The organism is Vibrio sp. V03_P4A6T147, assembly GCF_002241085.1.
Classification (GTDB): Bacteria; Pseudomonadota; Gammaproteobacteria; order Enterobacterales; family Vibrionaceae; genus Vibrio; species Vibrio anguillarum.
The window spans coordinates 1-13117 of sequence record NZ_NDIO01000105.1; the positions used below are offsets into that span (position 1 = coordinate 1).

12 protein-coding genes are annotated in these 13117 nt (G+C 46.9%); 3 read left to right on the forward strand and 9 right to left on the reverse strand.

Annotated elements, in window-relative coordinates; genetic code table 11:
* Window positions 1-46: 46 nt before the first annotated feature.
* The 7 genes from B9J84_RS04075 to msrA all read right to left on the reverse strand — a co-directional run bounded on the left by B9J84_RS04075 (window position 47) and on the right by msrA (window position 5108).
* Window positions 47-547, reverse strand: coding sequence for a DUF3299 domain-containing protein (locus B9J84_RS04075; RefSeq protein WP_094123594.1), 501 nt, complete (start codon window positions 545-547; stop codon window positions 47-49).
* Window positions 548-556: 9 nt separating this feature from the next.
* Window positions 557-1816, reverse strand: a complete 1260-nt coding sequence (locus tag B9J84_RS04080; protein WP_017042870.1) for an FtsX-like permease family protein — start codon at window positions 1814-1816, stop codon at window positions 557-559.
* Window positions 1813-2529 (reverse strand): ABC transporter ATP-binding protein, encoded by a 717-nt coding sequence (locus B9J84_RS04085; protein WP_017042871.1) that lies wholly within the window; start codon window positions 2527-2529, stop codon window positions 1813-1815. Before B9J84_RS04085 ends, B9J84_RS04080 begins: the two co-directional genes overlap by 4 nt.
* A 69-nt stretch (window positions 2530-2598) precedes the next feature.
* Window positions 2599-3288, reverse strand: a complete 690-nt coding sequence (locus B9J84_RS04090; protein ID WP_176428512.1) for a DUF2796 domain-containing protein — start codon at window positions 3286-3288, stop codon at window positions 2599-2601.
* 81 nt (window positions 3289-3369) lie between these two features.
* On the reverse strand, window positions 3370-3663 hold the full coding sequence (locus B9J84_RS04095) for a DUF2607 family protein (protein ID WP_081989810.1): 294 nt from the start codon (window positions 3661-3663) through the stop codon (window positions 3370-3372).
* A gap of 140 nt (window positions 3664-3803) precedes the next feature.
* Entirely contained in the window at window positions 3804-4355 is a 552-nt protein-coding gene (locus B9J84_RS04100) for a YtfJ family protein (protein WP_026027808.1), read from the reverse strand.
* Window positions 4356-4469: 114 nt separating this feature from the next.
* Complete coding sequence (gene msrA / locus B9J84_RS04105) at window positions 4470-5108, reverse strand: peptide-methionine (S)-S-oxide reductase MsrA (protein ID WP_094123596.1); 639 nt, start codon at window positions 5106-5108, stop codon at window positions 4470-4472.
* A gap of 167 nt (window positions 5109-5275) precedes the next feature.
* Here msrA and B9J84_RS04110 point away from each other — a divergent pair, with 167 nt between their 5' ends.
* Genes B9J84_RS04110 through B9J84_RS04120 form a run of 3 tightly spaced genes read left to right on the forward strand, consistent with a single transcriptional unit; the run spans window position 5276 to window position 11140 of the window.
* Window positions 5276-6988: an autotransporter assembly complex family protein gene (locus B9J84_RS04110; RefSeq protein ID WP_094123597.1), complete on the forward strand. Its 1713-nt coding sequence runs from the start codon at window positions 5276-5278 to the stop codon at window positions 6986-6988.
* Window positions 6985-10782 carry a translocation/assembly module TamB domain-containing protein gene (locus B9J84_RS04115; protein ID WP_094123598.1) on the forward strand — a complete coding sequence of 1266 codons (3798 nt, stop codon included), beginning with the start codon at window positions 6985-6987 and terminating at the stop codon, window positions 10780-10782. The genes B9J84_RS04110 and B9J84_RS04115 overlap by 4 nt, the downstream gene beginning before the upstream one ends.
* Before the next feature lie 10 nt (window positions 10783-10792).
* Window positions 10793-11140 carry a gamma-glutamylcyclotransferase gene (locus B9J84_RS04120; RefSeq protein ID WP_172859027.1) on the forward strand — a complete coding sequence of 116 codons (348 nt, stop codon included), beginning with the start codon at window positions 10793-10795 and terminating at the stop codon, window positions 11138-11140.
* A 233-nt stretch (window positions 11141-11373) separates the two neighbouring features.
* Here B9J84_RS04120 and ppa read toward each other — a convergent pair whose 3' ends face one another.
* Window positions 11374-11901, reverse strand: a complete 528-nt coding sequence (gene ppa, locus B9J84_RS04130) for an inorganic diphosphatase (RefSeq protein WP_010318803.1) — start codon at window positions 11899-11901, stop codon at window positions 11374-11376.
* 177 nt (window positions 11902-12078) lie between these two features.
* Window positions 12079-13089, reverse strand: a complete 1011-nt coding sequence (gene fbp, locus B9J84_RS04135) for a class 1 fructose-bisphosphatase (protein WP_094123599.1) — start codon at window positions 13087-13089, stop codon at window positions 12079-12081.
* Window positions 13090-13117 lie beyond the last annotated feature (28 nt).

A 13117-nucleotide genomic window follows, 5' to 3' on the forward strand; every position in this document is an offset into this window, starting at 1 on the left:
ATATATCGTTTAGTTTAGATGAATCAATAGGTTGCTATTTTGTTAACTACATGTCGTCGTATTCTTCGATCGCAGTGCCTTCGATCACATACGCTGTTTCGGCCAGATCGTGGCTAACACTTTCGGTTTTCAGTGTCCCAATCAGATAAATTACATCCCAGAGCTGCTGGATTGGAGCACCTTGCGGATATTTCACATAAATAATTTGGTTTGGTGGCGGTGGCGGCACGTGAATGCATGCGCCAAAGTAGGGCACCAGTAGAAACTCAGTAACGTTATTGGCGTCACCTTCCAGTGGGATCACAAAGCCGGGTATTTTGACCATGCTGCCATTGAGCTCTTTTCTAACCCCGCCGATTTTTGATTGTGCAGCCGTCATTTCGCCATCATGGTTCAATGCAGGCATACCATCGGCGTTGAATTGGTTACGTTCGTTCTCGGGGATCAGATCGATCCAATCGAGCGTCAGTACTTGTTCATTACTCTGTGCGTACATCGGTAACAAGCCTGATAGCAGCAGCGTGCTGATAAGCAGTAGTTTTTTCATCGTTAAGTCCTAAATTCGAATGGTCATTCCATCGCTAAGTGATTGTCTATAGGCGCGTAGAGCAGGGATAACACCAATAATAATGCCAGCCAGCTGTACATAAGCTAATAATTGCCACTCATAGCCGCTTAAGGTGCTGAGTGTGATTTGAATGCCATAATGCTGCGCAATAAAAGGTTGCGCCAATGCGAGCAGTGAATACAACCCCGCTAATCCAACGCAGATGCCAATGAAGGTCAGCGTCGTCGCTTCGCTGATAAGCAGAGCAAAAATATGTTTAGGTTGTGCGCCCATGGCGCGCAGAATCGCCATTTCACGGCGTCTTTCCTGCAAGCTTGTCAGTAAGCTGCTGAGCATACCAAGTAACCCTGCCGCCACCACAAAGACCGACACTGCCATTAAAGCTTGTTCTGCTATCGACATCATACCCCACAGTTCTTGTAGAGCGACGCCGGGCATAATGGCGCTCAAAGGTTCTTGGCGATAGTTATTGATTTCACGTTGCAGTGCAAAGGTTTGAATTCTCGATTTTAAACCGATCAACATGGCGGTGATCTGCTTGGGTTGAAAGTTGTGTTGTTCAAGCTGCTCTTTGGATGGCGAATTGCCTAAATGCGCACCCGATTCCCAACCCACGTGAATGGCTTCAATCGCTTCTAATGAGACATGCACCGTTTTGTCTACGGGCGTTCCCGTTGGCGCTAAAATGCCCACTACTTTGAAGGGGAGGTTGTCGTGGCGGCTAAAACCCACATCGCTTATCCCATGCGCAATAATGATGTCACTGCCAATATGATAACCTAAGGTTTTGGCGACATCAGAACCCAACACCGTTTCAAATAAACCATGAAATTCAGTGCCTTGAGAGAATGTGAGTGGTTGCTTACTTCCATATTTGAAATGCTCGAAATAATGGTGATTGGTGCCCATAACGCGAAACCCTTGGTGTGAGTCACCCAATGAAATGGGGATCGCCCACTTGACGCTGCGATGCTCACTGAAGGCTTGGTAGCTTTTCCAGTCGATATTATTGGTGGCATTGCCAATTCTAAATACCGAATAGAGCAGCAAGTTGACTTGTCCAGAGCGGCCGCCGACGATTAGATCCGTCCCTGAAATGGTGTTGGCAAAGCTCTCTTTAGCTTGAGTTCGAATGCGTTCAACCCCCATTAACAGAATGACTGAAATGGCAACCGTCAGAATGGAGAGTAGTGCTGTGGTTTTGCGGTTAAGTACGCTTTTCCACGCCAGATTGGTAATTACATTCATGCTGTCACTCCTGCCTGATTCAATTGAGGGAGGTAAACTGCGCGGTCAAATAAAGCTTCTAAGGTGGGATCGTGGCTCACAAACACCAGCGTTGAACCTGCCCGATTCGCCTCTTCCAATAACAGTTCGATAAACGCGAGTCGATTGTCGTGATCCAGCGCAGAGGTTGGCTCATCGGCGATGATCAGCTTGGGTTCTCCAATCAGTGCTCTCGCCGCCGCGACACGCTGCTGCTGGCCAATACTCAGTTCGATAACCGGTTTAGTCAGTAGTTCAGGTGCAAGATGTAAGCGAGTGAGTAACTGTTTTGCTTTCTCAATCAGATCGCCTGCAACATTCTGCTTGCGAGTGCTGGAAAAATGGCAAGGTAGCGTAACGTTTTCAATCACTGAGAGATAAGGCAATAAATTAAATTGTTGAAAAATGTAGCCAATGTGATCGGCTCGAAAACGATCCCGTTGACGGGAAGTTAACGTCGACAGGTTGGTGCCTAAAATAGAGACCTCCCCTCGTTGTGCTTGGTTGATCCCAGTTAGTAAGCTCAGTAAGGTCGATTTGCCACAACCACTTGGCCCTTTAATAAAAAGGTGCTCTCCACGTTTTACACAAAGATCCTGGATAGATAAGGCTGGTTGTGAGCTACTCGGCCAACGAAATTCGACCTCTTTCAATTCAATGACAGACGTCAGCGATAGAATATGCAAATCACTCATTGTGAATTCCTTTAACGACAATGAACCTAGAGTAAGTGTGTGCTTACTCTAGGTTGTTGCTTATACGCCTTAAAACGTAATGCGAGTGCTGTTTGTTTTCAACTCAGAGGCAGATTGTGCTTTGTCTGTCAGTACATTGGCAGAGATTGTTTGGGTATTTGGGAACAAGTTAAACCATTGCGTGTCGAGGTACTGCAATTGCGGCATGTTATCGCAGTGATATTGGTACTGAATCGTGAATTCACCGTGACCACTATGCTCGCCTTCATCATGCACATCTTTTTTATGGTCATGGTGTGCGTGTTGAGCATCTTTATCTTGATGTTTATCATCATGTTTTTCATGATGGTCGTGGTCGTGGTCGTGGTCGTGGTCGTGGTCGTGGTCGTGGTCATGGTCGTGGTCGTGGTCGTGGTCGTGGTCGTGGTGCTCACCATTTAACGTATGCGCGATACGACTTTCTTCTAAATGACACTTGGCCGGAGCGGGCAGTTGGAAAATGCCATCGGCGTGGCTGAACTGCTCAAGGACTTTATTTAAGCGCTGTTGTTGTTCATCATTTTGTGGTGCATGTTCAAAGCCGACTACATCAGCGCCGGGGGCGGTGATTTCAATCAGTAAATCTTGCCCATCTTGAGCAATATTGAACTCGACGTGGCCATGTACATGAGCCTCATGTTGGCGAAACTCTTCATTTGCCAGTGCTGGCATGCTTAAAATTAGGCCGATAGAGAGAGCGAGTTTACGTTGGATAAACATTGGGTGATTCCTTTTAAACATCAAAATAGCCCTTAGCGCTTTGGCTTTGGGTAACAAATCATAAATAACTAGATAAGACGTCTAAAAGTGAGGAGGTGAGCGAGCAAGATAAGCGTAATGAACTGAGGGGCGACGCTGAGTTTTCTCTACTGATGATCGAATTTCGCAGCCACTAACGGCAGGAAGGATAGGCAGCGCACTGCTTAGACCATTTTGAAAGCCAGAAAAAAGTTGGCAATGATGCTGCGCGTGATGCGCAGGATTAGTATCGAGGTGATGATCTACATAAGCGACATTCAACCATAGCATCAGCAGCATGGCACATAATGCAATGCTTTGAGCTCGGTAATGGGGGCAACGTAGACGGGTAAACATCAAACCAATACAGTAGTAAAATGATAATTGTTATAATATAACAATATTGTGAGAATAAAGCGTACTCTTATTTTTATAAAAGCACCTTTCACCACGATATGTTTAGCAAAGGCAGCCGTGTTATCGGCCACCTAAGGTTATTATAAATTCTGTTTGATCAAGCCTAAAACCGTTTGAATTTCCTCATCACTCAATGCACCTTCCTTAACAAACAGTACCTTACCTTGCTTATCTTGAACGATGATCGCTGATGATTCCTCTTTTAAATCCCACGCTTTGGCTACATTTCCCGCTTCATCTAGCACCATGGAAGACCACGGAAACTCTTTCTTGCTGTCTTGAGCGGAAGATTTGACAAACGATCCTGTGCCCCAAATCGCATCATCTTGGTTGATGATCGAGGTGGTTTGATAACTTTCTGCGGGAAATTGTGCGGCCGTAATGGCAGCCATCAATGGTGCATTTAACGCTTTAGCACTGCTGCGACCAGCAATGGCTTGAATGACGCGCACTTTGCCTAGCAGTTGGCTGGTATCCCAAGTTTGAAAGGCCGTTTTATCATCTTGTAGGATGATTTCACCATATTTTTCCACTGAAACATCAGCAACTTGCTGACCTTGGGTAATGTTGTGTGCCATGGCAAGCGCTGGACAGCAGGCCATTAGAATGGCGATCACTCGTTTACTTTTCATTGTAGGGGTCCCTTTTAGTTGAGCAACAAAGGTATAGCATAGAATCAATAAAACCACGAAAAGAGGCCATTAAGCGGTTAACAAAATGCTAACAAAGCCTCAATTCTACACGCTTTATTCGCTGAGCTGGGGTGGGAAGCAGATGCCTGTTCCTCCTAACCCACAATAACCATTCGGATTTTTAGCTAAATATTGTTGATGATAGCTTTCGGCGTAGTAGTAAGGACCAGCGGGTGCAATTTCGGTGGTAATTAAGGCTCGTTGACTGGCTGACAACGCCTGCTGGTATCGCTGCTTTGAGGTTTGTGCTATTTGCTGTTGTTGTTCTGAATAGGTATAGATAGCGGAGCGATACTGAGTGCCTTTATCGTTACCTTGACGCATGCCTTGGGTCGGATCGTGCTTTTCCCAAAAATGACTTAATAGCTTGTCTAATGGCAAGCGCTGTGGATCAAAGATTACGCGTACCACTTCAGTATGGCCAGTTTCACCACTGCATACTTCTTCGTAAGTTGGGTTCGGGGTAAAGCCGCCGGCATAGCCTACTGAAGTCGACACCACACCATCGAGTTGCCAAAATAAGCGTTCAGCGCCCCAAAAACAGCCCATGCCAATCACTATTTGTTGCTGATGCTCATTAGGCTGCTCAGTGATGTTGCTGTGGTTAACGTAATGAATTTCCTCCACTGACATAGGAGTTTCTCGTCCTTTCAATGCTGTTTGTGCGCTGACCATTGTTTGTTTATTGAGCATAAGCTTTCCTTTTGTGTACCGATTTTTGGCTTTATTTATTGTTGTTGAGCCACTGTTTCACATTCAGCCCGAATAATTGACTGATTTCATACAGACGGAGCTTGCTATTGGCGGTATGATTTCCATCCATTAACGATCTGTTTACTCAACTGTTCCTTTAATTAAGCATGAGACGAAAATCATTACCAGTTCTATTCACGATGCTACTTATTTCCACTTCGGCGTATGCCAAGGTGGCGTTAACCATTAATGGTTTAGAGGGTGAATTAGAAAACAACGTTGAAGCCTATTTATCGTCGATTCCAGAGAGCGACTATTCAACGCATCTTCGTTTTCAATCTCGTTTAGAGAAAAGCATGACGGAAGCGCTTGTCGCGCTGGGTTACTACCATCCTCAATTTGAGTTTGTGGTGGTGAGCGATGAGCAAGAGCTGATGGTCAATATCAATCCTGGACCGCTAACAACCATTAAAGAGATGGATGTGGTGATCAGCGGGGAAGCTGAATTTGATGTTGATTTTGCCAATCTCATTAACCGCAATGCCCTTAAAGTGGGCGCGGCGGTTAATCATGGCCAGTACGATGCTTTGAAATCGGGTATCCGTAACTTAGCGTTGCAAAAAGGTTATTTTAACGGGAATTTTGAATTAAGCCGTTTGGAAGTTGCGCCAGAGTTGAATGAAGCTTTCGTACGCCTTCATTTTAACAGTGGTATTCGTTACCATTTTGGTCCCTCGCTCATTACTGGCAGCCAAATTGAAGATCAGCGAGTTCGCTCACTTCAGCCCTATAAAACCAATGATCCTTACCTTGTTTCCAAGGTAGGGGAATATAACCAAAACTTATCCAATACCGATTGGTTTTCCTCTGTTTTTGTTGAACCCGATCTTAGCCAACTGGAGAACGGTCGCGAACTGCCGATGAAGGTTTCCCTTGCACCGCAAGCTCGAAATCAGCTTGAAACCGGTTTAGGTTACTCAACGGATGTGGGAGTGCGTGGTTCATTCAAGTGGAAGAAACCTTGGGTTAACAGCCTCGGCCACAGTTTTGATAGCAGTTTCTCCCTTTCTGCCCCAGAGCAGACTATTACCGCTGGCTACAAAATACCGCTAGAAGATGTGCGGCGTGAATATTATCGAATTCAGTATGGAATGAAGAATGTCGATAACCGTGATACGAAGAGTTTGGAGTCTAACTTATCGTTTGAACGCCACTGGCTGCGTGATGGTGGTTGGCATCGAAGCCTATTCGTTCGTTATTTGATAGAAAACTACGAACAAGGTTTGCAAAGCGATGTCGGCCAGTTTGTATTACCGGGAGCGACCTATTCTCGTACGCGTGTTCGTGGTGGTTCAATGCCGATGTGGGGCGATAAACAGAGCATCACACTTGAGTATGGCGATCCAAATTTCGTCTCTGAAACGCGTGTGGTGCGGTTGTTGGCGGGCACGGCTTGGATACGCAGCGCTGGGCAAAACCATCGTGGTTTATTGCGTTTAGACGGTGGCGCAAACTTCAGTGAAGAGTTTGACAAACTCTCGCCTTCTCTGCGCTTCTTTGCTGGTGGCGATAACAATTTGCGAGGGTATAGCTATCAGTCTATCTCACCTAAAGATGCCAGCGGCGCACTGACTGGGGCCAAATACATCGCCACCAGTTCGTTGGAGTATCAATATCGCTTGGTTGGAAATTGGTGGGGCGCACTGTTTGTCGATTATGGCGATGCCTTTAATGACTCGCCGGATTGGAAAACTGGTGTGGGAGCCGGGATTCGCTGGGCTTCTCCGGTTGGACCGATCCGCTTAGATTTTGCATGGGGGCTTGACGCCAATCCCGGCGATGAATTTCAGCTGCATTTCACCTTGGGGCCTGAACTATGACCAAAGTGATGTTGAAGATAACCAAATGGGCATCGGCGATTTTATTCACCTTGTTGGGTGCGGTATTTATTGCACTCGCAGCCTTGTTGTTTACCAATACAGGGCTTAACGGTCTGTTGTGGGGAGCGCAAAAAGCGCTGCCACAACTGCAGGTTGCCAGCGCTCAAGGTGCAATTTTTCCACGTTTCACGCTCAACCAAGTCACCTTTTCCGATGAAGCATTAAAGCTCGATCTCGATGTACAGCGCGTGACATTAGCCATAAGTGCTAGCTGCTTATTGGAGCCTTCAATTTGCTTAAATGAACTTGCGATCAGTGGATTAAGGCTGGCACTGCCAGAGCTTCCCCCTTCGACGCAAGGTGAGCCTTCGTCTGCCTCTGATCCCATTACGTCAATCTCTACACCGGTGCCAATTAAGGTTGGCCGTGTGGAGCTCAATGATATTCAGCTGGATATTTTGGGTAATACGCTGGCATGGAAGCAATTTTCTACTCATGCCTCATTTCAAGGTAATCGCTTACGGATTGGCAAAACCAGTTGGAGCGATATTCAACTGAAGCTTGCGACCAATGAAGATGTCGATTCAGCCTCAAGCGCACAATCCAAATCCACTCAATCCACAACCGTATCATCGACGGTGGCACCTGCGGTGAAAACGCCCATCACCTTGCCAGAGGTGATCATTCCGCTGCAATTGGAAGTGGAGCGTTTTGATATCAACCAGTTTACTCTTCAGCAAGCTGAGCCTTTGGTTGTCAAGCATCTTGGTTTGGTCGCCAATGCTTATCAGAGCAGTGTTTCATTAAAATCACTTGAGCTTGAGCTGCCACAATTGATTGCCAACCTAAAAGCTGATGCGCAGTTGAAGGGAGACTATCCGCTCAATCTCTCTTTAAAAAGCACGCTCAAAATGGCCGAAGCTCAGGGGCAAACACTGGCGCTAGAGGCTTCGGGTAGCTTGGGTGATTTAACGCTCAACGCGAAACTGGGCGGGCTTGCGCAAGCAAACTTAAATGCGCAATTGGCGCTACTTCAACCTGAGATCCCGTTTGATATTTCGTTGGATGATGTTCAAGCACAGTGGCCGTTGATTGGGCAAGGAGACTATTTTGTTCGCGTGCCGAGTTTAAAAACTCAAGGCTCACTCGACGGATATAGCGTGGCGCTCAATGGCCAACTGCAAGGTAAAGATCTGCCCGATGTGACGCTGGATGTTGCTGGTAAAGGCACTTTACAGCAAATCAACTTAGATTCTTTGCTCATCGATACCTTAGGGGGGCAAATTGCTGGTCAAGTGATGGCCAACTGGCAAGCCCCAATTCACTGGCAAGCGGCGCTGAATTTAGAACAGATTCAGCCGGGATTACAGTGGCCGCAAGCCGAAGGCGTGATCAGCGGTAAGCTCGAAACTACGGGTGAGCTGACCGAGCAGGTCGGTTGGAACGTTGCGCTGCCTATTTTGGATATTGAGGGTGTGTTGCGTGGCTACCCACTGAATATTGAAGGTCAATTAAACGCATCAGATATGACAGGGAAAGGCGCTTTTACTGTGTCGACCAGCGGCTTAACGTTAGCCCATGGACCCAACCAGATTACGGCCAAAGGTGAGCTGGATAAAGAGTGGCGTATGGGCTTATCGGTTGATTTTGCGGATCTGGTGAAAAGTGTTCCTGATTTGCACGGCAAAGTGATTGGCGATATTTATCTGCGTGGTGATTTACAGCAGCCACAAATCAAGCTGCGCCTCAATGCAAATGATCTTGCTTGGCAGCAACAAGCGACCCTAAAGCAGGTGACTTTAACTGGTGATGTTACGCCACTTCCTGTGCCACAAGCCGAAGTGAAATTGCAGGCGAGCCAGTTGAGCTACCAGCAGCAGTTAGTTGATAGTGTGGACTTGCGTTTTTCAGGCACGCAGGCGCAGCATCAACTGAGCTTAGACGTCATTTCAAATCTGATTTCAACCAGCTTGGCGATCAGCGGATCTTTTGAAGATAAGCCGACGATGCAGTGGCAAGGTGCGCTGGAACGAGTACAACTGTCCACAGAACAAGGGCCGTGGCTATTAAACCAAGCGACACCTGTTGCGGTTAATATCGAGAAACAACAAGCCACGATTACCGCGCATTGTTGGCAGCAAGAGGGAGCATCGCTCTGCTTGGATAAAGACGCGACTGTGGGGCAAAGTGGCGCGGCCGAGCTCTCTCTCAATCATTTTGATTTTCAGCAAATCGCAATGTTTTTACCGCAAGAGACTCAACTTAAAGGCCAAGCCGATGTCAGTCTCACAGCTCAATGGGCGCCCAATACTGCGCCTCAAGCGAAAGTGTCACTCAGCTTAAGCCAAGGTGCAGTCACGCAGCACATCGACCAAGCCATTACTTTAGGTTGGGATAGCGTCACTATTGAAAGTACGCTTGAACAGAACAAGCTGTTTGCTCGTTGGCTAGTGGATGTGACCGATAATGGCGATCTGTCGGGGCAAATCACCATTGCGGATCTAATGGCAAAAGAAAAAATGATGGATGGCGCATTAACGCTTTCCACTTTTAATATTGATTTTCTACAGCCGCTGCTTGGGGATTATAGCCAAGCGAAATCGAAGATTAGCAGTCAACTTGCCTTCAGTGGGCCGATGTTGCACCCGAAAGTGATGGGCAGCGTGGTGGTGGATGACATTGTCGTCAAAGGCGATATTTCGCCGCTTGATGTTACCTCGGGCCGAGTGGCGATGGACTTTAATGGTTACCAAGCCTTGCTCAATGCAGCGATTCAAACTGCGGATGGCGAGTTGAGTATCAAGGGGGATGCCGACTGGCAGAAAATGGAGCAGTGGCGTGCCAACCTGCGCGTGTTGGCCGATGAGCTATTGGTGGATCTGCCGCCTATCGTCAAGATTAAAGTTATCCCAGACATGAGCATCACACTAGAACCTCAACTGGCCACTGTGACAGGGAATATTAACCTGCCTTGGGGACGTATCGTGGTAGAAGAGTTGCCTCCGAGCGCGATTGGTGTCTCCAAAGATCAAGTGATATTGGACGCTGCTTTACAGCCTGTGAGCGAGCAAAGCGCCATGCCATTTAACGTTGAAACGAATGTAAACATCTCGATTGGTGATGATTTCCGGCTCAGTGCCTTTGGTTTGCAAGGCGGCTTGATTGGCCGCCTCAATGTGGCGCAAAAGGATAAAGGCCCTTTTATTACTGGAGAAGTAAATATCCAAAATGGTTCGTATCGATCCTTTGGACAAGATTTGCTGATCCAAGAAGGCAAAATTTTAATGAATGGACCGGTTGATCAACCTTATGTTTCGATTAAAGCGGTGCGCAACCCGGATAACACACAAGATGGCGTGATTGCAGGGGTAAAAGTGACCGGCTCTGCCGATGAACCCGCAGTCTCCATTTTTTCAGAACCCGCGATGCCACAAGCCAATGCACTTTCTTACCTACTTCGTGGTCAGAATATTGACGGCGAGGCGGGTGGCAATGCGATGACCACTGCACTGATTGGTTTGAGCTTGGCACAAAGCGGTAAGGTGGTGGGCGAAATTGGTCAAGCCTTCGGTGTGCAAGATCTGCAATTGGATACGGCCGGTTCCGGTGATGATTCACAAGTGACGGTAAGCGGCTATATTTTACCGGGGCTACAAGTGAAATATGGTGTTGGTATTTTCAGCTCGGTGGGCGAATTTACCGTGCGTTACCGCTTGATGAGGGATTTGTACGTTGAAGCGGTATCCGGTTTAGATAGCGCGGTGGATCTTTTGTATCAGTTTGAATTTAACTAGGGACAGTCATATGCAACATCTGGTTTTTGTCTACGGCACATTACGCCGTGGTGAAAGTAATGCGCATCTGCTTGAGACAAGCGAAATGTTAGGATCGTTCTACACGCCAGCTGACTATACGCTGTATGATCTAGGTCCATATCCTGGCTTGGCTCAGGGACAGCAATCGATAGTCGGTGAGGTATATCGAGTGGATGAGCAGACACTAGCAAAGCTCGATCTTTTAGAAGATATTCCCATCGAATATCGCCGTGAAACGATCGAAACCCCATTTGGCCGTGCGTGGATTTATCTCTATCAAGATCACAGCCGTCTTACTGCTGTGATTAATTCTGGAGACTGGTGCCAACGGGTGTAACGAACGGCGTTGAAAATGGAAATAAAAAGCCACACAGCGTATTAGCAGGATGTGGCTTTTTATTTATAACGACACTTATACCCTTCCTACTTGAAGCTGCAGCGGTGTTGGCTACGTTCGTTCACCCCAATCACATAGTTTGCCTATGCTCATGGGGACTCACTCACTTACCGCCTACCTGCAACTCCAAGTTGTTTGGGTATATAACTATCGTGACTGTTTAATGATGGTGACTATTTTTGAGCGCGTTCAAATGAAGTCAGGATTTCAGCTCGCGCGGCAGCGGCATCTTCCCATCCATCGACTTTGACCCATTTGCCCGCTTCAAGCTCTTTATAGCGTTCAAAGAACTGTGTAATTTGCGCCTTCAGTAGTGCTGGCAGGTCATTTACGTCTTGAATGTGGTCGTACTCTTTGGTGAGCTTGGAGTGAGGAACCGCCACCACTTTGGCATCTTCACCAGACTCATCGGTCATCTTCAATACGCCAACTGGGCGGCAGCGAATCACCGAGCCTGGCATGAGCGGGTAAGGGGTGGGCACCAACACATCGACAGGATCGCCATCGAGCGATAAGGTGTGATTCACATAACCGTAGTTGCATGGGTAGAACATAGGTGAAGACATGAAACGGTCCACAAATACCGCGCCAGATTCTTTGTCGACTTCGTATTTGATTGGGTCGGCGTTGGCTGGAATTTCAATCACCACGTAAATATCATCAGGCAGTGATTTTCCTGCCGGAACGTTGTTTAAGCTCATTTAGCATTTCCTTTTTCGTCGCTGGACTTGAATTGTTTTGGGTTGATTAACAGAACGTAAACGCTTGTGTTGCAACTTTAGCGGTAAATAGGAAACGGTGTAAACCGTAAAAAGAGAGTCTTGCCTCATATTTATCGATAAAAAAAGCGCCTAGAGTTAGGCGCTCATTGAGCTGATTTAATCGCGATTGAGTTCCAAGAACTCTTCCAATTTATGGACCATATTTTTTGAACCGCAGAAGAATGGCACACGTTGATGCAGTTCTATCGGCTTAATATCCAACACGCGATTGACACCGTCAGAAGCAATACCGCCTGCTTGTTCAATCAAAAACGCCATAGGATTGCATTCATACAATAGACGCAGCTTGCCGTTTGGATGGCTTTGCGTGCTTGGGTATAGATAGATCCCACCTTTGAGCAGGTTACGGTGAAAATCCGCCACTAGCGAACCAATGTAACGTGACGTGTAAGGGCGATTATCTTCAGGCACATTCTCTTGGCAGTATTTAATGTATTTTTTGACGCCGGTTGGGAAGCGGATGTAGTTACCTTCATTGATGGAGTAAATTTTACCATCATCGAAGGTCATCATATTGGGGTGTGAAAGATAGAAAGTGCCGAGTGACGGATCATAAGTAAAGCCATTCACGCCGTTGCCGGTGGTATACACCAACATGGTTGAAGAGCCGTAAATAACATAACCAGCCGCAACCTGTTTATTACCGGGTTGTAAGAAGTCTTCTTGTGTTGGTGGCGTGCCGACTGGCGATACGCGGCGATAAATAGAAAAAATCGTGCCGACAGAAACATTGACATCGATGTTGGATGAGCCGTCCAGCGGGTCCATCAACACCACGTATTTTGCGTTTTTGTTGAGCTCTTTGCTAAACGCAACCGCTTCATCTTCTTCTTCACTGGCGACACCACACACTTGATCGCGCGCTTCAAGCGCCGCTTTAAATTTTTCGTTGGCGTAGACATCGAGTTTTTGTTGTTCTTCGCCTTGAATATTATCCGTACCAACTGCACCGGTAATATCAGCAAGGCCTGCTTTGTTGATTTCTCTATTAACAATTTTTGCCGCAAGACGAATAGAGGACAACAGAGATGAAAGATCACCGCTTGCGTGGGGGAAGTCATGTTGTTTCTCAACAATAAACTCGCCAAGAGTGCGAATCTCAGACATGTTATTTCCTTAACATAGCTATATAGGG